Source organism: Paenibacillus sp. TSA_86.1 (genome assembly GCF_052691815.1).
In genome coordinates, this window is the sequence record NZ_JBQZGE010000013.1 from 91,321 (window position 1) to 111,439 (window position 20,119).

14 protein-coding genes and 1 other RNA gene are annotated in these 20,119 nt (G+C 46.6%); 1 reads left to right on the top strand and 14 read right to left on the bottom strand.

Translation table 11 applies throughout. The features are described from left to right. Window positions 1-208: 208 nt before the first annotated feature. Complete coding sequence (locus ACUTVW_RS20970; RefSeq protein ID WP_445647561.1) at window positions 209-3,382, top strand: alpha-mannosidase; 3,174 nt, start codon at window positions 209-211, stop codon at window positions 3,380-3,382. 191 nt (window positions 3,383-3,573) lie between these two features. On the opposite strand, the gene ACUTVW_RS20975 is transcribed toward ACUTVW_RS20970, so the two are convergent. The 14 genes from ACUTVW_RS20975 to smpB all read right to left on the bottom strand — a co-directional run bounded on the left by ACUTVW_RS20975 (window position 3,574) and on the right by smpB (window position 19,965). Next, a complete protein-coding gene (locus tag ACUTVW_RS20975; protein ID WP_445647562.1) occupies window positions 3,574-4,425 on the bottom strand; it encodes an aldo/keto reductase in 852 nt (283 codons plus the stop codon). A gap of 122 nt (window positions 4,426-4,547) precedes the next feature. Continuing rightward, window positions 4,548-6,497, bottom strand: a complete 1,950-nt coding sequence (locus tag ACUTVW_RS20980; protein ID WP_445647563.1) for an AraC family transcriptional regulator — start codon at window positions 6,495-6,497, stop codon at window positions 4,548-4,550. A gap of 329 nt (window positions 6,498-6,826) precedes the next feature. Next, window positions 6,827-8,080 (bottom strand): mechanosensitive ion channel family protein, encoded by a 1,254-nt coding sequence (locus tag ACUTVW_RS20985; protein ID WP_445647564.1) that lies wholly within the window; start codon window positions 8,078-8,080, stop codon window positions 6,827-6,829. A 170-nt stretch (window positions 8,081-8,250) separates the two neighbouring features. Beyond that, the gene (locus tag ACUTVW_RS20990; RefSeq protein WP_445647565.1) at window positions 8,251-8,871 is read right to left on the bottom strand and encodes a polysaccharide deacetylase family protein; all 621 of its coding nucleotides are present in this window, start codon (window positions 8,869-8,871) and stop codon (window positions 8,251-8,253) included. 160 nt (window positions 8,872-9,031) lie between these two features. Then, the gene (locus ACUTVW_RS20995) at window positions 9,032-9,913 is read right to left on the bottom strand and encodes a carbohydrate ABC transporter permease (RefSeq protein WP_445647566.1); all 882 of its coding nucleotides are present in this window, start codon (window positions 9,911-9,913) and stop codon (window positions 9,032-9,034) included. Between the two features lie 15 nt (window positions 9,914-9,928). After that, window positions 9,929-10,798 (bottom strand): carbohydrate ABC transporter permease, encoded by an 870-nt coding sequence (locus ACUTVW_RS21000; protein ID WP_445647567.1) that lies wholly within the window; start codon window positions 10,796-10,798, stop codon window positions 9,929-9,931. Between the two features lie 277 nt (window positions 10,799-11,075). Next, window positions 11,076-12,395, bottom strand: a complete 1,320-nt coding sequence (locus tag ACUTVW_RS21005) for an extracellular solute-binding protein (RefSeq protein WP_445647568.1) — start codon at window positions 12,393-12,395, stop codon at window positions 11,076-11,078. Window positions 12,396-12,533: 138 nt separating this feature from the next. Then, on the bottom strand, window positions 12,534-14,153 hold the full coding sequence (locus ACUTVW_RS21010) for a response regulator (RefSeq protein ID WP_445647569.1): 1,620 nt from the start codon (window positions 14,151-14,153) through the stop codon (window positions 12,534-12,536). Further along, on the bottom strand, window positions 14,141-16,291 hold the full coding sequence (locus ACUTVW_RS21015) for a cache domain-containing sensor histidine kinase (RefSeq protein WP_445647570.1): 2,151 nt from the start codon (window positions 16,289-16,291) through the stop codon (window positions 14,141-14,143). The genes ACUTVW_RS21010 and ACUTVW_RS21015 overlap by 13 nt, the downstream gene beginning before the upstream one ends. A gap of 273 nt (window positions 16,292-16,564) precedes the next feature. After that, the gene (locus tag ACUTVW_RS21020) at window positions 16,565-16,927 is read right to left on the bottom strand and encodes a hypothetical protein (protein ID WP_445647571.1); all 363 of its coding nucleotides are present in this window, start codon (window positions 16,925-16,927) and stop codon (window positions 16,565-16,567) included. Between the two features lie 680 nt (window positions 16,928-17,607). After that, window positions 17,608-18,180 carry a zeta toxin family protein gene (locus tag ACUTVW_RS21025; RefSeq protein ID WP_445647572.1) on the bottom strand — a complete coding sequence of 191 codons (573 nt, stop codon included), beginning with the start codon at window positions 18,178-18,180 and terminating at the stop codon, window positions 17,608-17,610. Further along, window positions 18,173-18,370, bottom strand: coding sequence for a hypothetical protein (locus ACUTVW_RS21030; protein ID WP_445647573.1), 198 nt, complete (start codon window positions 18,368-18,370; stop codon window positions 18,173-18,175). The genes ACUTVW_RS21025 and ACUTVW_RS21030 overlap by 8 nt, the downstream gene beginning before the upstream one ends. Before the next feature lie 91 nt (window positions 18,371-18,461). Beyond that, window positions 18,462-18,826, bottom strand: a transfer-messenger RNA (tmRNA) gene (gene ssrA, locus ACUTVW_RS21035). Between the two features lie 656 nt (window positions 18,827-19,482). Beyond that, window positions 19,483-19,965, bottom strand: a complete 483-nt coding sequence (smpB, locus tag ACUTVW_RS21040) for an SsrA-binding protein SmpB (protein WP_434748503.1) — start codon at window positions 19,963-19,965, stop codon at window positions 19,483-19,485. Window positions 19,966-20,119 lie beyond the last annotated feature (154 nt).

Sequence of the window (20,119 nt, forward strand, 5' to 3'; positions counted from 1 at the left end):
CATGCTCCTTCCCTGATCATTCATACCTACATTTTAGCATGAAATGCAATAATAATACGGTGTTTTCAGCATACATTACGTAGTTTCTAGCATTTTTCGTTTGATATGATAAAGTTAAAATGTCAGCGTTTTCAATGTTGAAGCTTCTATTGTTGTTGAAGTAACCTATACAGCCTGTACTTACTAAATACCAAGGTGGGAAACACATATGAAATTGAATTCCTTGTCTACTCGAATCCAAACGATTGTGAAACACTTGGAAAGTGCGCGATTAACGTCTAAGACATATATACCCGAGCTTTATCATAAGGAAAGCGGATACCATACCTGGGATCTCGTGCATGAAGACCCTTCTTCATGGAATGTGTTCCGCAAAGGTGACGGCTGGGGCGGCAAAGATGTACACAGCTGCTTCAAAACCCGCATTCGCATTCCCGACCACCTGGAGGGAAAGAAGGTCGTCTGCTCCATCGTGACCGGTGCCACAGATATATGGAATTATGATAACCCGCAATTTTTAGCCTTCCTGAATGGAGAGCTGATCTGCGGGCTAGATGTGAATCATACCGAGATCGACCTGACTCCCGCTGCTGTCAAAGGAGAAGAGTTTGAGCTGGCACTGTACGCCTATTGCAGTACATCTGCCGCTGACGTTTTCCTGAACGTATATATTGCTGAGCATCATGAGCCCGTTTCGAATTTGTATTATGACCTGAAGGCTGCACTGGATGCGGCAGATCTGCTGCGCGAGGACGATCTGGAGCGTCTGAAGCTGATTGAACAACTGAACGAAGCTGTCAATCTGCTTGATTTACGCCAAGAAAATAGCGAGGCTTTTCATACATCGGTGCTGGAAGCACGCCAGTATCTGCAAAACCATATCTACGGAGAAACTCGTCCCGAAAATGATCATATCCCGACCGTTCACTGTATTGGTCACACTCATATTGACGTGGCATGGCTGTGGACACTGGATCAGACACGGGAGAAGGTTATCCGTAGCTTCGCCAGCGTGCTCTATCTGATGGATAAGTTCCCGGAGTACACGTTCATGTCTTCTCAGCCTCAACTATATGCATACCTTAAGGCAGACTTCCCGTCTTTATATGAGAAAATTAAAGAAAAGGTTGCCGAAGGCCGCTGGGAAGCCGAAGGTTCGATGTGGCTGGAAGCGGATTGTAACCTGATCTCGGGTGAATCCATGATCCGTCAGATTATCTACGGCAAACGTTTCTTCAAGGAAGAATTCGGCGTAGAGAACCGGGTGCTCTGGCTGCCCGATGTATTCGGTTATAGTGCAGCGATGCCGCAGATTATGCGCAAGAGCGGAATCGACTATTTTATGACGACCAAAATTGCCTGGAATGATACCAACCAGATTCCAAACGATACCATGTATTGGAGAGGCATTGACGGTTCTGAGGTTCTGACGCATTTCATTACGGCCAAAGACTATATTCCACACCCGGAATTCGGAAAGCATCGTTTCGAAACCACGTACAACGGACGTTTTAATGCTTCACAAGTGAAAGGTACATGGCAGCGATATCAGAACAAAGACATCAACACCGATGTACTGCAATGTTTCGGATTCGGAGACGGCGGTGGTGGACCAACGGAAGAAATGCTGGAACATGGCAGACGACTTGAAAAAGGACTCCCCGGCGTACCAACAGTGAAGCGTACATTTGTACGTGAATTTTTTGAAAAGCTGGAACAGAACCTGGACGGTGTACGCTCCGTTCCGCGCTGGTCAGGCGAGTTGTATCTGGAATATCATCGCGGTACGTACACGTCCATGGCTCGTAATAAAAAGTATAACCGTCACAGCGAATTTGCGCTGGCAGATGCCGAGCTGTTCTCTATGATTCAACGTCAGGCGGATGCCCAAGCCGTATATCCGACAGACGCATTGGAGCATGCATGGAAGCTGACGATGCTGAACCAGTTCCATGATATTCTGCCAGGCAGCTCGATTGAGCAGGTATACATCGATTCGCAGGAGCAATATGAAGAGGTGCTGCGTGTCACGGACGAACTGAAGAGCAGCGCCTTGAACGGCACTGTAAGCCAGATTACGTCGGACGGCGAAGCCATCGTTGTCTTTAACAGCACCGGCTTTGCACGGACAGACGTGGTGGAACTGCCTGCTTTTGCGAAAAAAGTAACCGTACATGATGGAGATCGTCCTATACCAAGCCAGTACACACCAGAAGGCAGCCTTGTGTTCCTTGCCGAAAACGTGCCTGCATCAGGATACAAAACGTTCCGCATCACGCCGGATGCCGCCGCTGATCTTGGCAGTGCAAGTGTATCGGTTGCCCAGTGGCAGTCCGAACAGCAATCTATTGAGACTCCTTGGTATGATATTCGCCTGAATGAAAGTGCTGAATTTGTATCCGTGTGGGACAAGCTGGAGGGCCGTGAACTGCTGCAATCTGGCGAACGCGGCAATGTGTTGCAAGTATTCGAGGATCGCCCTGCAGAGTACGAGGCATGGAATATTGACGATTATTATGAACAACATATGTGGGAGATTAACGACCTTCAGTCGATGGAATGGGTAGAGAGCGGCCCCGTACGTTCCGTTCTTCAAGTGAAAAGGCAGTTCCTTGACTCTGTCGTTGAACAGACCATCATTTTCTATGCACATACACGGCGGATCGACTTCCGTACCTTCGTAGACTGGAAACAAGAACATTTGCTGCTGAAAGCAGCCTTCCCACTCGATATTTGGAGTGAGAAAGCCGTCTATGAGATCCAATATGGTAACGTGGAACGCGCAACACACCGTAATACGAGCTGGGATCAGGCGAGGTTTGAGGTATGTGGACAGAAGTGGGCCGATCTTGCCGAGAGCGGCTACGGCGCTGCCTTGCTGAATGACTGCAAATACGGATATGACATTCACAATTCGGTAATGCGCCTGTCCCTGATCAAGAGCGCGACCTACCCGAACGAAAATGCCGACAAAGAGCAGCATGTGTTCACCTACTCCCTGTATCCGCATCAGGGTGATTTCCGTGAGGGACGTGTCATTCAGGCAGCTTATGATCTCAACCGTCCATTGGTTGGTCTGGAAGTAGGTTCACAAACTGGAACATTGCCGGGTACATGGTCACTCGCTTCTGTGGATCAGGAGAATGTCGTGCTAGAGGTTATTAAAAAGGCCGAGGACAATGATGACATGATCATACGTGTCTATGAAGCCTATGGCCGCCGTAGCCGCGCCTCCCTGCAATTGCCTGAGGGAACAGGCGTCACAGCGTACGCATGTGATTTGCTGGAGAACATCGAAGCAGATTGCCTTGTGGAAAACGCGCGTATTGCTTTTGATATCAAGCCATATGAGATTCTGACGTTCCGTATTCCGCGCGTATAAGGCATCTGGCTGAGCAGGCTTGTCATAAAGCGGCACAGCCCAGAAGCTGTCCAAGCATAGTATAGACGAGATCGGGAATCTGGTTAGATGCTAGCCAATACATCGTTCCATTTGTAAAAAGAGTGCCGCTTGTCCTTACGGACGAGGGCACTCTTTTTCTATGCGTTCTATTTTAAATGCTCAGTAATCTCTTAAAATTCCTCGTACTCACTCGGGTCTTGATTCCACAATCGTCCATCTGCACGATTAAACGAGGCAATAACCTGCATCTCCTCTGCGTTCAGCTCGAAATCAAAAATATGAATGTTCTCCTGCTGATGCTGCATAGAACCTGCCTTCGGAATCGGAATCGAGCCAAGCTGGATATGCCAGCGCAAGATGATCTGTGTTGGCGTTTTACCATGCGTTTCTGCAATACGAAGAATGTTTTCGTCCTTCAAAATATCCTGCAAAGCATCATTCCCACGTCCGATAGGACTCCAGGACTCGTTCACAATGCCATGCTTCGCATCTTGCTCCCGCTGCTTCGCTTGGTCGAAGAACGGATGCAGCTCAATCTGGTTCAGGCTGGGTGCAACGCCCGTCTCCTGAATCAGCCGTGCATTGTGCTCCGGCAGGAAGTTGCTGACACCGATGGAGCGGATGTATCCGCGTTTTTTCGCTTCAATCAGGGCTTGCCATGCCTCCACGTACATATCCCTCTTGGGATTAGGCCAGTGGATCAAATATAGGTCATAATAGTCCAGATCGGCTCTGTACAGCGATTCCTGAATCGCGACCAACGCTTTGTCATAGGCATGATATCTGCCCGGCAGCTTGGAGGTAATGAGCAGTTCCTCGCGCGCGATGGAGCTTTGTTTGATCGCTCTACCCACGGTAGCTTCATTTTCATAGTTGTACGCTGTATCAATCAAACGATACCCTGCATCGAACGCAGACGCAATGGACTGAACCCCTGCTTCCCCTTTCAAACTGTACGTACCAAATCCAATCGCAGGCACCTTCAAGCCATCATTCAACGTGTATTCCGGGATATGATTCATTCGAGAACTCTCCTTTGTAAAAGGTAGTATGATCTTTCCTGAGCAAGACTGGAAAATATGCATCGTTCTCTCGTTATTCTACCCCTTCACGCCGGCTTGAATCAATTCAGGCAGCTCCCGTTCTATTTAGCATCTCCTATAATTAAATCTGTGATGATGTCCAGCTGTTTCTCTACCGCAATAGGATCACTTGGAAGGAACTGATCAAAATCAATAGAGTACACATGGCCCGATTTCCCCGCTGGTGAAGCATTGATCAGCTTCTGTACATCCTTGAGCTTGTCCTCCGCACCCTTATTCACCGCCAGGAACAGACGGTTACCGATAAATTCGGGAATCACCTCGGTGGATACCTCCCATGTTTCGCCATGAATGACATCCGACTCTACCTTGGCTGCCGGCTTCAGCCCAAGATACTTATAAATAATATTGCCCCCCATATTGGTATCTCCGTATACAAAAAGGGCATCTGGACGTACGTTTAATATGGAGAACGTTTCGTCCGCACGAACATAAGGGCTGATTTTCGCTTTGTACGCTGCAATTTTGGCTGTAAACTTCTCATTCCACTGCTTTGCTTCTTCCTGTTTACCGAGAATATCCCCAAACATCTCTATATCTTTGATGGGTTCATTATTCTGCTCGATCACAATGGTTGGAGCAATCTTGCTCAATGCATCATACCCACCCTCCACAATCTCGGCTAATGCAGGTGTTGTTACAATCAAATCTGGTTGCAGGGACAGAATCTTTTCCGCATCTGGCGGAATGCCGATATCGGTAATCCCTGTCTTGTCGCTAATATGAGGGTTGTCCAGAACATATGTCGTTGTGCCCACCGGTTTCACGCCAAGTGCGATCAGCTCGCCCAGATGAAAGAAACTGACGACACGCTGGGGATGCACAGGGATGTTGGTCTCACCTTTCAGGTGTTTGTAGATCCGTGTTTCTGTAGCCGTGCTGTCTGATGCGTTCGTTGAAGTGGTTTGGCTCGCAGGCTCTTGAGCCGCAACTCCTCCTGTTGTATTACTTGCCTGACATGCACTAAGAATCAACGATGTACATAATACCATCATGGCTCCAAAGGCAGGTCTTGAAAATTGAAACATGGATGTGTCCCCTTCCTTATCTCGTTGATAATAAGACTCATTCTCATTATGGGAATGGAAAGGAGGGGAGACAATAGACGATTCCAACCTGTGTAATGGATTATTCTGAACCTGAGCAGCTTTCTGCTGCTCTGCGCGAAACTGAAGGGGGGAATGACCCGTGTGCTTTTTGAATAATCGACTGAAATAATATACATCTGCATAACCCACCTTGCAGGCAACGTCCTGAATGCGTGCATCCGACTTCAGAAGCAGCTGTTTGGCATGGTGAACACGCTCATGAATCAGATATTCGATTGGCCCCAATCCAATCTGATTGCGGAATAAACGCGATAAATAACTTGTGCTGCAATTATATCTACCTGCCAGTTTCTCCGCTGTAATGGACTCCCTATAGTTCGCTTTAATATATTTGATCGCCTCGGTAACGATGTTGGGTTTAGCACTCTCTGTATGCGCAAGCGTCTGGAGCTCTTGGCTCAAAACCTCGTATACCAAAGGCAAAAAAATGGATTGGGCTTGTAGTTGATCCAGCGGTTCATTACCCTTCCATAGACGTCCCATCACTTCACATTTCTCCTGAATCGGCAGCATAACGTTTGGTGTAAACCCATGAGACAGAGCTAGACTCCCCCGATCCTCCAATGACGCAGACGACGCTGTATATTCGATCAGATAACCTGTCCATTCCTTGTGGTGATCGGATACTTCAAAACTCGTGATCTTGTCCGCTCCTCCATGGAAAATGTAAGGTGAGTGACAATGATACATTTTATCCGACATCCTGATCCGGATCTCTCCGCGCGTAAGAATGAAGAAAAAACCGGTATGTGTTTTAAGCCTGCTCTCGGACAAATTTGGAATCTTCTCATCCTCTCCGCGATAGGACCGAATAGACTGCAAACGTACAGCGGTTCGGCTCCACTGCTCAATATAAGCATTCCAATCCGTTATGCTCTCCATCAACATCCCCCTGCCTGACCTCTACTGTATCCCGAACTCTACTAAGTGAGCGATACCCTATCTTTATAGTGAAACAATCGCTATTTTCAGCGGAAACACCGTCTCACCGCATTACCTTCTTCGCTCGCCTCATTCTCTGTCCTTAAAATATGCCCTATTATATCACAGACAAAAAGCCATCAACCGGAGAGGTTAATGGCCCTTTCGTATTATGAGGAGAATGGAAACTACATACTGGTGTTATATTAGAGCTTTTTATTGAAAAAAGTTGTATGGAATACTTGAACATCACTCAAAAGGTAACTTGATAAGTTAAGCTATCCAGCCTATCAATATTCACGCACATATTCTTTATTTTCCTTAAGCTGCACAATGTCATGACCCGTTGGATTCTGGAAGGCACGCAGTCCAAACGTTGAGGCCACCGCAAAGATATGGTCAAAAATATCTGCCTGCACATTCTCATATACAGCCCAGTTGGTGTCATTGCTGAAAGCATAAATTTCGAGAGGCAGTCCACGATCCTCCGGAGCAAGCTGTCTCACAATCATCGTCATATCCTTATTGATCTTCGGATGATGTCGCAAATACTGATGAACATACTCACGGAACACACCAATATTAGTGAGTTGTCTGCCATTAACATTACTTTCCCGATTCACTTGATGCTCTACGTTATATGCTTCAATTTCCTTTAATTTCGACGTCACATACTCGGTCAAATAGTGGATTTTCTCGAACTCGGCCACCATCTCTTCATCACAAAAACGAATACTGCTAATATCGATAAAAATACTTCGCTTAATTCTTCTACCTCCGGACACTTGCATGCCCCTCCAGTTGCGGAAGGAGTCCGAAATCAACGCATAACTCGGGATCATCGTAATCGTCTTATCAAAGTTCATGACTTTCACCGTATTCAAGGTAATGTCGATCACATCACCGTCTGCATTGTATTTCGGCATCTCAATCCAGTCCCCTACACGCACCATATCATTGGACGACAGCTGCACACCGGCGACCAGACCCAAGATCGAATCTTTGAAGATGAGCATCAATACTGCCGATAAAGCCCCGAGTCCACTGAGGATGATTAACGGATTCTGTCCGACCAGACTGGAGATGACGATAATACCGCCGATGATAAACAGGACAATTTTAGCCACCTGAATATAACTCTTGATCGGGCGAATTTTGGACACTTCATAGGTGCGATAGATATCATCAAATACATTGAGCAATGCATTCAGCACCGTAATCATGATGACAATCATGTAGGTCATGGCCGCTTTTTCAATCAAAGCCTGATAACCCGGGAAAATATACGCCGTGTAGTAGATAATAATAGCCGGTACGAGGTGTGACAGCCGCTGAAACAGCATTTTCTGAACGACGATGTGCCCCCATTTGAACCGGTTATGGCTCACAATCCGATGCACGGTCTTAAGTACAAGCCGTTTGGCAATATAATTGGCAATCATCGAGATCAGTGCAATAAAAATAATCATGATTACACTGGAAAAGTATCCAAGGGAGGGCTCAGTCATACCCAGTTCCGCTAGCTGGTTTTTGATAAAATCCATAGTTTCCTCCTGACGCAGTCTAGTTTAGCCTACTATTATAAAGTAGATTGGAGCATGAAGTAAAATTCATGAGAGAAATTCGGCTTCGTTGCAACAAAAAGACCCTCTCATTCTATAGAATGACGGGCCCTCTCTATTTTATGACACTACATTTTACAGCTTAATGCATGCTACTCGGCCATTCTCAACAATTCACTTACTGTAACCATGCGATACCCTTCCGCCGTTAATTCTTCCACCAGCACACGCACCGCCTCTACCGTCTGGGAACGATCCCCGTACCCGTCATGGAAGATCAACACACTGCCGGGTTTTACCACGGAACGAGTGTGCTCCAAAATGTGCTCAACCCCAGGATTGTCCCAATCCTGTGCACCGCCGTTCACCGCACCGATCGTTCGGTAACCACGCTCCGCAGCCAGAGCCAGAATGTCATCATTTACGCCAAAATAAGGCGGCCGGAAGCTGCGGGCAGCGTTGCCCGTGACTTCTTGAACAAGACGTTCCGCTTGCCGCAGTTCCTCTCCGGCCTCTTCCAGCGTAAGCTCGGTTAGGTTCGGATGGGTGTATGTATGATTGGCGATCTCATGCCCCTCACGGTGCACCTCTGCCGCAATGTCCGGGTATGCCTCCATCTCTTTGCCAATCATGAAAAATGTCGCATGCCCGCCTGCGCGGCGGAAGATTTCCAGCACTTGATGGGTGTATACCGGATGTGGGCCATCATCAAACGTAAAAGCCAAAATCTTTTCCTGTACAGATACCTGCTCAACTAACGACTGTTCCACCATATAACCACATTCCCCTCTCTGACTGCTCGGATCAACTCCCCCTTATTATTCCACGGCTGCAAGCCCGGGTCTAGTGTAGTCGTCACAACCTATGGAATCGTTATCTAAAATTCATTGAATCCGCTATCTCTTTCCCACGAAGCAAACTTCATCCTACGAATCAACCTTTGATTGCACCCGCAATCATACTCTTCTGCACCTGTTTGTTCAACAACAGGTAGATCACAACCGTTGGTACGGTTGTAATCATCAGACCCGCACCAATGATGCCCCACTGCGTGATGTACGTCCCAACCATCGACATCATGCCCACCGTCAGCGTTTGGTACGCCGTATTGTTAATAAACGTGACTGCAAACATCAGCTCATTCCAGCACGACAAAAACGTAAAGATCGCCACCGTAGATATCGCCGGGGTTACGAGAGGTAGAATAATGGAGAAAAACGTCCGGTATATGCCGCAGCCGTCAATGACTGCCGACTCCTCCATCTCTCTTGGAATACCTTTGAAAAAACTACCCAGAATGAAAACCGCCATCGGAATACCAAAGGCTACATACGGGATGATCAGTGCCCAGTAGCTGTTGAGCAGACCCAGGTTTTTCAAAATAATAAACAATGGCAATAGCGCTGCATGAATCGGCACCATCATGCCCATGAGTATCATCGTCATCGTTAGCCCGCTAAGTTTCCAGTTCATTCTTGTGATCGCGTATCCCGTCATGGAGGACAGGATTAACACCAGTACGATCGAGACCACCGTGACCAGCACACTATTCATAAAATAGTTCAGTACATGCCCGTCAGACAGCGCCTTGGTATAGTTGCTCCACAGAAAGGCTTTGGGCAGCCCTGCCACGTCCCCGCTGAAGATTTCACTGTTATCCTTCAGGGAGAACAGCGCCAGCCAGATCAGCGGATAGATCTGAATGACAGCGATAAGAATCAAAAACGCTTGCAATAGCACTTTGCCGATGGCTCCGGTGAGGGAGCGCTGAGGCTGGGCCTTTTTTTGCAACATGATATTGTTAACCGTACTCATACGTTTTCCCTCCCTCTACTCTGTCTTGAACAACGAATTAATAAGAACGGTACACACCAGACATTCCACAATGATAAAAACCGAAATCGCACTGCCGTATCCGTACCGGAATGTGTCAAAAATCGTGGCGTACATCAGCGTGCTTGGCACCTCTGTGCTGTAAAAAGGCCCACCGCCCGTCAGTACATAGATTAGGTCAAACACCTTGAACGCCCCGATTACGGAAAACACAAGACACACCTTCAGAATCGGCTTCATTAACGGGATCATAATGGACCAAGCCACACGCATACGGGAAGCACCATCAATTCGAGCTGCCTCCAATACATCTTGGGAGACCGATTTCGCGCCCGCATACATCAGCAGCATGTGGTATCCCATGTACTGCCACAGCGTTGGAATAAAGGAAGCCGTCAGGGCAGTCTGTTTCTGACCCAACCAGTCCTGCGCCCAGCTGGATAGACCGATGTTTTGCAGCAGCACGTTTAACAGACCATAATCGGCGTTGTAAATTTTCGACCATAACTGGGCAATCACTACCGTAGAGATTAGAACGGGTATGAAATATACGGTTCGGTAGAAGCCCTCTCCCTTGACGTTGGACGCTAAAATCAGCGCAAGCACCAAGGAGATCGGCAATTGAATGAATACGGAAGCGCCTGCAAACAGCAGGGAGTTTTTAATTGAGTTGATGACTCGGGTATCCTTGAACATCTCCACATAGTTGTCCAGACCGATAAACGCGCCCTTCCCTACGCCATTCCAATCGAGCAGACTGTAATAACTGGAGACAAAAATCGGAATCAGCACGATGCCGCAGAACAAAATCAATGTAGGCAGCACAAAGACGGCAATCGTACCTTTATTGGAAAATACAGAGTTCATTGCTCTTCTCCTCTCAAAGGCGTGACCGGAAGATCCCGGATCACGCCTCGTTTGGGCATTATTTTGATGGTTATATAAGTTGAACCAATGATTTTACACAATCCACTCCGATGACAGAATAACCTTACAATCGCTGTTATCCCCAGATTTTTTCTGTCCTCTCCGTTCAAGTGTAAATGAATAGTTCAATTTATATAGAAGGTGGCAGAGAGGGCTAGTTTACAAGTGTATATGAACGCGCACGTAGCATAAGCCTATACTTGCTTGCCTGTTTAACCTATAGACTTAGCTCCGTTGGTTTCAGCTGCGCCATCTGTTTGCAGAACTCCTCTGGCGTCACGTCACCAGCCAGTAGCTGGGCGATCAGATTTTTGTGTGCTTCCGCAGACTCGGCAGGCAGGATGTTATCCCACCAAGCGATGAACGAGGTCGCCGTTTTCATAATATCTGCCGCAGACAGATCGAGAGAAGACAGGCTGGAGGTGTCGAGAGAATCGGTTTTCCAGCTTGGCAGTCCCGCTCCCGCCAGGAAACCTTGTGTGCCGAGTTGCTCGCTCAGATACATGAGAAATTCCGTAGCTTCCTTCGGATGCTTGGTCGTCTGGCTGATGTAAAAACCGTCGACGGCTCCGCCGAAGATTTCAGTGCTGGTGCCTTTACCGTCCTCAAATACCGGGAACGGAATCACCTTTACTTTGCCTTTAACTGCCGAGGCAGACGGGTCTTCAATACCTGCATTCACCCAGTTGGCTTGGAACATCATTGCCCCTTTGCCTGCATTAAATGCCCCAAGCATCTCGTCATAACTCATACTGAACATACTGCTGTTGAACGCTCCGGCTTGTGCCAGCTGCTGCATCTTGGTTGCCGCCGCCACAAAGTCCGGTGAATCCCACTTGGACGGATCTTTAAACGCTTCAATTACCGCCGCATTCCCGGCTTGACGCATCGCAATCATGTCATACCAGTACATGCCCGGCCAGCGGTCTTTCTCCCCAATGACAGCCGGGGTAATTCCAGCCGCTTTTAATTTGGTGACAGCATCCAGCAGCTCGTTATATGTAGTCGGGATTTTGGCACCCGCCTGTTCAAACAGTTCCGTATTCACATAAAGGTTGGCAATGTGTGTGTACACAGGCAGTGTGAATATTTTACCGTCCATATTGATGGCCTCAGCCATCCCTGGGCCCATGCGTTCCTTGATATCGTCCGTCAGGTAACTTGTGATCTCCAGCACGTTACCGGATTTGATGTATGGCTGCATGAAGCTGCCTCCGCCCATGCCGTAGAACAGGTCTGGTGATTCGCCAGCCGCGATGGATGTTTTTACTTTGGTTTTGTACTGCTCTCCTGTTGTGCCTGTGCGTTCAACCTGGATGTCGGGATGCTCGCTGTTCCATTTCTCCACAATCTCGGGCAGCAATTTGGCCGATGGATCTGTCGTACCAACCGATTGATCCCATAGCGTCAGCTTGATTTTTCCATTGCTTTCTCCCTGTGCCCCTCCGTTTGATCCAGACGAGCATGCCGCCAGACTACCCGCAAGTCCCAAAGCCAGAAATAGACTTAAAGATTTCTTTAGTAGCGCTTTCATCATATGACCTCCCTGATCTGTTTTTTTGGTTATATACATATTTTAGTAATTACGCTTGGCGTTCTCCATTTAGAAAACAGGCATCGACTTGTAATATTCGAACATATATGAAAGCGCGACCAAATATTGAAATGTGCAGGGCTAACTTTTGACATTCCGATATTCGTTCATGGAACGGCCGAACTGTTTTTTGAATAACACACTAAAATAGTGCGGGTCCGGGATACCTACCTGCTCCCCGATCTCATACCCTTTCAAATCCGTCTGCTTCAGCAAGGATTCGGCCTTTTTCATACGAAGCTGCGTTAAATATTCGACAAACGTCTGCCCGGTTTCTTTTTTCATCAAACGCCCCAAGTGACCCGGACTTACGTAAAAAGCCGCGGCCGTACTCGACAGTCCCACCTCCGCATTCCCCATCTGCTCCTCAATGTACGCCTTGATCTGGTCAATCAGATTGCCCTCTTTGGCCTGTCGCTTCGCCTGAATCACACCAGTAATTGTGCGGACATGCTGCTCCAACATTATTTTCAACTCTGGTAAATGCTCTGCCATCAGCATCATAGCGACAGCTTCCTTGTTAAACGCCTGCTCGCCCTCAAGCTGCTGTTCCATTGCGGCACGCTGGCATTCGGTGATCACATCCATAGCCGCCATGCGGAACTGTGATACGTTGGAGAAAGGCGCAGACAGGATATGCTCAAGTTTGGACACCGCCTCTTCTTCCGCCCCAACACTAACGCAGAATTGTAGCTGCTGAAGCAGGCCTGCACCCGAGCGATAAAGCTGGCTAGTGTGCTGACCGTCAATCACAAGATCCTCGAAGTAGATCACCTGATTTTTCCCTGCAAACGCCTGATACTCCAGAGCGCGACAAGCTTCACGGTAAGCCATACAGACGCCCTCCCACCCAGAGTATAGCTGTCCAATCCCGATTGCTACGTCTGCCTCGGAACCTTCAACTTTAAGTAGACATCGCAGTTCTTCCAGAAGTCGCTCGGCCTGCTCGGTTAGCTTGGCATCAGGGTGGGTCGCAAGGATGACAATACGATTGTGTGTGTCCATAACAATGATTTTGTATATATCCTGCTGGTAATAGGCCTGTACGTGCTTCAAACCATTCATACGCATCAGGATCTGAACTTCCTCTGTAGAAGTTTCCGCTTGTGAAGGTAACGCGGCCTGTACCTCGATGATGGCTACTCGAGACTTCGGGTTGTCCTCAGAGATCGGAATGCGGTAGAAATGCAACTGTTCCCGCACCTCTTCCTCATGCAACACCCCTTGCAGCCACTGATTCACAAAACGTTCCTTCAGATACGGCAGACTGCGCTTCATCTCCTCTCGCAACTTGATCAGCTCAAATTCCCTTCCTCTCTCCTGCTCGATATCTGCTCGCAGCTTCGTGGTAACCTGTAATAATTCAGTAGCTCGAATCGGTTTCAAAATAAAATCGGATATGCCCAGCTTCACACTCTGACGTGCATATTCAAATTCATCATGTCCGGTCACCACTACAATTTTGATGTTCGGATAACGCTTCAAGATGAGACCGCTCAGCTCAATGCCATCCATTTTGGGCATATAAATATCTGTGAATACGATGTCCGGATGTAGCAACTCCATCTGCTCCAAAGCTTCCGCAGCATTGGAGGCTTCGCCAACAATTTGCATGCCTTGTTGTTGCCAATCAATACGCATACGCAGAAGATTTCGGATGAGATATTCGTCATCCACAAGCAATACTTTTAATGGTTCCATGATCCAACGTCTCCCTTCGGGATCGTAATGGTTATGGTGGTTCCTTTTCCAGGCACACTCTCAAGCTTCAACACATCTGCACGATCATAAAATATACGCAGCCGCTCCATCGTTCCCCACAGGCCAAAGCTTGTATTCACATTGGAAGTCGAGTCTGAGTCAAGCCTTGAAGTGGAATCGATTTTGAAGGAGTCCGAGGGATTGGCTTGATTAGTTATATTAGTTAGATCACGGGCGCTGAAGGACCCGGACATTGACTGATTAGACGCAGCTCGAATGAATTTTTGCTTTTCTGTACGCTGGATTTGCTGCACTTGTTCCTCAGACATGCCTACTCCATCGTCAGTGAGTAGTATTGTAACGGCATCTGACGTTTGCAGGGCTTGAATACGTATAATACCTGGACTACCTTTGGCGCGAATCCCATGATACAGTGAATTTTCGACCAGAGGCTGGAGTACGAGTTTTGGAATCACCACCTGCTCACAGTCCGGATCGATATCGTATTGCACCTCAAATACATCCGGATAACGCACCTGCTGGATGGTCAAATAATGACGTACAATCTCAACCTCTTCGCGTAGTGTGATGACCTCATTGCCTTTGCTCACACTCAGCCGATAATAACTTCCGAGTGCCTCCAACATTTCGCACACCTTATCATTCATACCGGACATTGCCAGAGAGGTGATTGAGTCGAGCGTGTTATACAGAAAATGCGGTTTGATCTGTGCTTGGAGCGTGTTCAACTCGGCTCGGCGGATCGTCTGCTGTTCCTGGATAATGCGCGTGAGCATCTGTTCAATCTGCTCGATCATCTGGTTGTATCCGCTATACAGCTGTTCAAATTCGTAACTGTTTAGCTCCACTTTGATTTTACGGAAGTTGCCACTGGGTGCTTTTTGCATGGATCGGAGTAACTTATGAATCGGCTTGATGACACTGCGAGAGATAATAAAAGAACTGACAAAAAAGACAGTCCCATTCACCGCCAACAGTATAAAAGCAAGCAGAACCAGAGATGTACTGCGGATGTCTGTTGCACGATATGGACTCATGCTGATGTACTTCCACTGATCCTCACCAGCTGAGCGGTAGGTCACCGCGTAATCCTGCCCACCTGAATGTAGAGTCAGGACGCCTGACGGCTGTTTCTGGAATGCCTGTGTTAACTCCGCTTGATTGGACTCCAAAATCTCTTGCATACCCACCTGCTTCTGAGCTGTAGAGGAGGGTGCATCAGGTGCAGTACCCTCTTCGGTTTCTGTAGATACTAGAGTTGTTGTATGTGTAGTGGAGTTAGTTGCAATAATTTGCTGATGCTCGTCCAGAATAGCCACTTGAAATGATTCGGAAGCCGGCAGATTAGCGTAAGCCTGCGCAATCGATTTCTCCTTGATGTTCATGACCAGAAAGCCCAGCGGAGATGTATCATCCAGGTCGCGCATCAAACGAATAAAAGAGACCACTTTTTCTTGTCCCTTCTCCGAATTTTTGCTATCCATGTTGCCGTTGCTTTCATGATGAGGAGAATTTCGAAGTTTATTTTCTTTTACATCTGTCCGTGTGTATACTGTGTTGTTTATGTTTTCTGCCAATACTCCGACTCCGGCTTCCTTTTCGTTGCTGTTACCGCCATTTAGTCTGAGTAAATATCGCCCTTTATACTTCAGAGCTTGCTCATACCACGGTGCATCCTTCACATTCGCTTCGAGAAAAGCCGGCCACTGCTGTGTGCCCACCGAAAAACGGTGTCCCGAGTTATCATAAATGTAGACTGAATCAATAATTGGAACCGCTTGCATAAGATTGGTTAAATACGAACTAACCTTGGATTGTATCTGCAAATTAGAATACACGTTGCCCTGCCGAAGCAAGTTCTGCAAGTTCGGATCGGAGAAAATCATTTTCGAATAATTGTTCACGTTCTCAATCATGAGATTCACATTCGTCTGGATCGACGTAATCGTCTGCAGAGACGATTCGTTGATCTTTTGCTGCGCGTCATTTTCTGAAATACGGTTCAACACCAGCGCACTAAACGCCACCGTTAGCAGAATAATAACAAAGTACGCAAAGGGAATTTTAAAGGCAAGTGTTTTGGGTTTACGCTGCATAAACTCTCTTATACGTAACATCAGATTTAACTTCCTGCTCAATACAGGACCCTCCATTCTTCTCAGATTCCCGAGAGATTTACGCTCCCTCGGACTGCATACAATTGTATATTATATGCCTGGATCTGGAAGAGGCTCAACACCTTTTATCGCTTTGTGCCGGTTTGTATTGGTAGAGAGGTTGGGCGTTAGGTGGAAAAAAGCTGAACTCGATATGGATGTGCCTTATTCGGCATAAAAAAAGACCTCCACCGTAAGATGTGAAGATCGCTCATATTGAATACGTAGTTGAGATTATAGTGAGAACTCAGTGACACCCTTTTTGGAGGCAAATTTCAGCGTGTAGCTGCCTTCTGTGCCGTAAGGCATGGTTGCAATGAAGATGCGGGTGTAATCCAGCCGACTCTCTCGAAGCACTTTTTTGACCAATGCAATGCCCCGCTCTTCATCCGTCACCACACAGAAGATGTTCATCACATGTTTCTTCGGATCAGCCACGCTACTTCCTATGTCGCATCCATCCACTTCCCCCAGTTCATGCTGGGTTAGAGCAGTTTCAAGATACTCCATGACCTTGTCCCTCAACCACTGATCACGTTTGCTACCGTTAGCACTCTTTAGCGGATATTGCACGACAAGCCAGTGTTTTTCAGTCATTTGGGGTTAACTCCTTTATATAGTATTGCTTGTTCACCAGTTTTATTGAATTCGGGATAGAATGGATTGGCCTCTTGGACTGTAAAAGGCTATTTCACACCTTTTTCATTAGTTCAGGATAAGGATTATAATTAAGAATATGGGCCCCGATGTGGACAACACTATAGGGAACTTATTTTTTTGTACTACTTGAACTAAATAAAACACCACGGAACCTGCTATAAAAATGAAAAATAGCGGCCAGTAAGCTATAGATGCCAAACCTCCTAATAGGATATATAACAAGAAACAAAATATATAATTTGCCTCTTTTCTATACATAACAAGGATTGAGTATAAGATGACCCCCAATATGCAACTAACATAAACATATAAAGCGATCATTCCCAGTTGAAATGTGAGATACTCTTTGTAGATAGGGACGGTTAATAAATAAATCAGAATACTTATGAATAATGAACCGCCTGCACCTTTAAAATATCGTATAAGCATCAATTAGGGCTCCTTTCTTTGTATTTTAATGTACTTGGTTAATTTACAGAAAAACCACCAATCAGACACTGATTGATGGTTTTTTGACTCTAATGGAGGCATAGAGCCAGGGGAATCAAACTCCTGCGTGAAGACAACGACACATAAAATTCTACGGGTGTAGTCACAATTTTGGTGTCACCCAAGTATCAGTAATCCTTAAGAACAGGATTAGCCCATCCAGGTATGGACTCCACACAATAGATCAAATTACCCCGTCTGATTTCCGCAACAATTAAAGGCTCGTATGTATTATCAATAATGATTACCTGATTTGCAATGGCCAGAGCCGGTGTAAGGTTCTTCAATGACTGACCATATCGATAACGAATGTCTTCTTCTGCAATCCAATGTCCACCTTGTTCAACACGAGATGCAACTCGATCTATATGCATTTGAACATCCTCAAGGCCGATATAGTAAACAACAATTTCGTAACTGTTTTCTTTTGCAATTTCCATATGTTTTAAAACAAATGATCCGGACAATGTCGTTTCAATAGCGAAGTTTACACCATTTTTAATGAGAGATCTAATCCTTTTTACAGCTTCCCTACCAGCAGATAGGTCAGCACTGCGCGGATTCTCTGGCTTCAACTCTCTTGCAATTTGATCCGGATCAACCAGTTCACCAAGCCACTCTCTCATTTGCATGCTAAGTGTACTTTTCCCTGCTCCATTGGTTCCAGCAAACACAGTCATGACTGGTCTGGTTTCACTCATGATATTCAAACTCCTGGCGTTTCCCAGTAGCATCAAATATAATTTCAAATTTATTACCCGCAGCATCCTCACGAACGCGTTTGTTGTTTTTTATATAATAAATAGAGGCACCTGATTCTTTAGCTTGTTTCCGTGCATGTTGATTTGCTTTTTTTAAAATTTCATGGAGTTGTTTTCGATTTGTAAACATCTGGAGTCCCCCAATCTAAATTTATGCTTATTATATCATAAACAGAAAAACCACCAACCAGAACACTGGTTGATGGCTTTTGACTTGACTCTAATGGAGGCGAGGGGAGTCGAACCCCTGTCCGAAGATAACGACACATAAGCTTCTACGGGTGTAGTCACAGTTTTGATGTCACCCGAGTATCGCCCCGTAACCGGCTATACGTTGGGTCAGCCTGATTGTCTTCTTCAGCACACCCCAGGCGGAGATGTGACAGCGTATCCCACTACTTGTTAGCCCCTAGTCCTGTCACATGGGCGATGCAGGGTAGAAGCACGCACACAGTTTCTTAGGCTGCGAAAGCGTAGTTTGTTTGTTGTTTGCCGTTTAATAGGCTTTAGCGTTGATAAAGCGGACGCGTCCCCACTACCCGCTACCCATGCTCGAACTATCCCCGTCGAATCCATAAACGCCCCCTCAATGAAGAAGGGCTCCAGGATTAATCCGTGAATACGGAGCAAAGGTGCTACACATCTAATCCCTCCAAGGTGAAAAGATGCTTCTTACATACTCGGCACTCCTGTCTGCTACATGAGTAATCATATCACAGCCCAAGGCACCGATATAGTGCAGATTGCTGGAAGGCAATCCAGTATACTGAGCACTGATGAAAGGTTATCCAAACTAACCATGCCATCAGGCTCAATCGTCTACATATTATACAACTTCACTCATCGGAAGTAAAGTTTACTCAGGCTGCCCATCACATCTTATAAATGGGACTTCATTGACTGGAACATTGTTATCATAAAGAGGTGCACAGAGCAAAATGGAGATGTTAATGATGTACATAAGCCTATAACCCATGGTATACACTCACAAACACACATGCCTGCATTGAATCCAGTCTACAACCGTTGGTTTTATTAACTTACCCATCCTTAAGAAAACTTACGCAGCATCCCTCATAAAAAAAGCCCCACACTCACCCGTGACAAGGGCAGCCGTGAGGACTCCTTCAAATCATCAATTCTTGAATTCAATAACCCAAGACAATCTACGCCCGCATGCTAACATCCCTAAACCACACTGCGAATCGACGCGAATGAACATTGGTGAAACGTCGTTCTCTTTTAACGAGCAACCTTCTGCTTCTCGCGCAGTGCACGTTGGATATCACGTTGAGCATCCCGCTTCGCGGCGGTGTCACGTTTATCATACTGCTTCTTACCTTTACCAAGGCCCAGTAACAGCTTCGCATAGCCATTACGGATATAGATCTTCAACGGCACAATGCTGTATCCATCCTGCTTGGACAGCCCGAGCAGCTTATGAATTTGCACTTTATGCATTAACAATTTACGTGTGCGTGTAGGATCAAGTGGATTATGCCGATTGCCTTGTTCAAAAGGACTAATATGCATATTGTGAATATGAATCTCACCGTTACGTATCGTTGCAAATGAGTCTCCAATGTTCGCACGACCGTTACGAATCGACTTGATTTCCGTACCCGTCAACACCATGCCCGCTTCATACGTATCTTCAATGAAGTAGTCATGGGAAGCCTTTTTATTCTGTGCAAGCACTTTACTCTGCCCATCATTCTTACCCATGTCCTCACTCCTTCTTCGTAAAATAAACCCGTACCCTGCTGTATCAGCATGGTTCCATGTTACACCAAAATACCCGTGCCAGACCTTAATTGTAGCAAGGACGGCTGTTAAAATCAAGAAAGAGGCAGCCTCCGCTGCCCCTTCTTACTTCTTA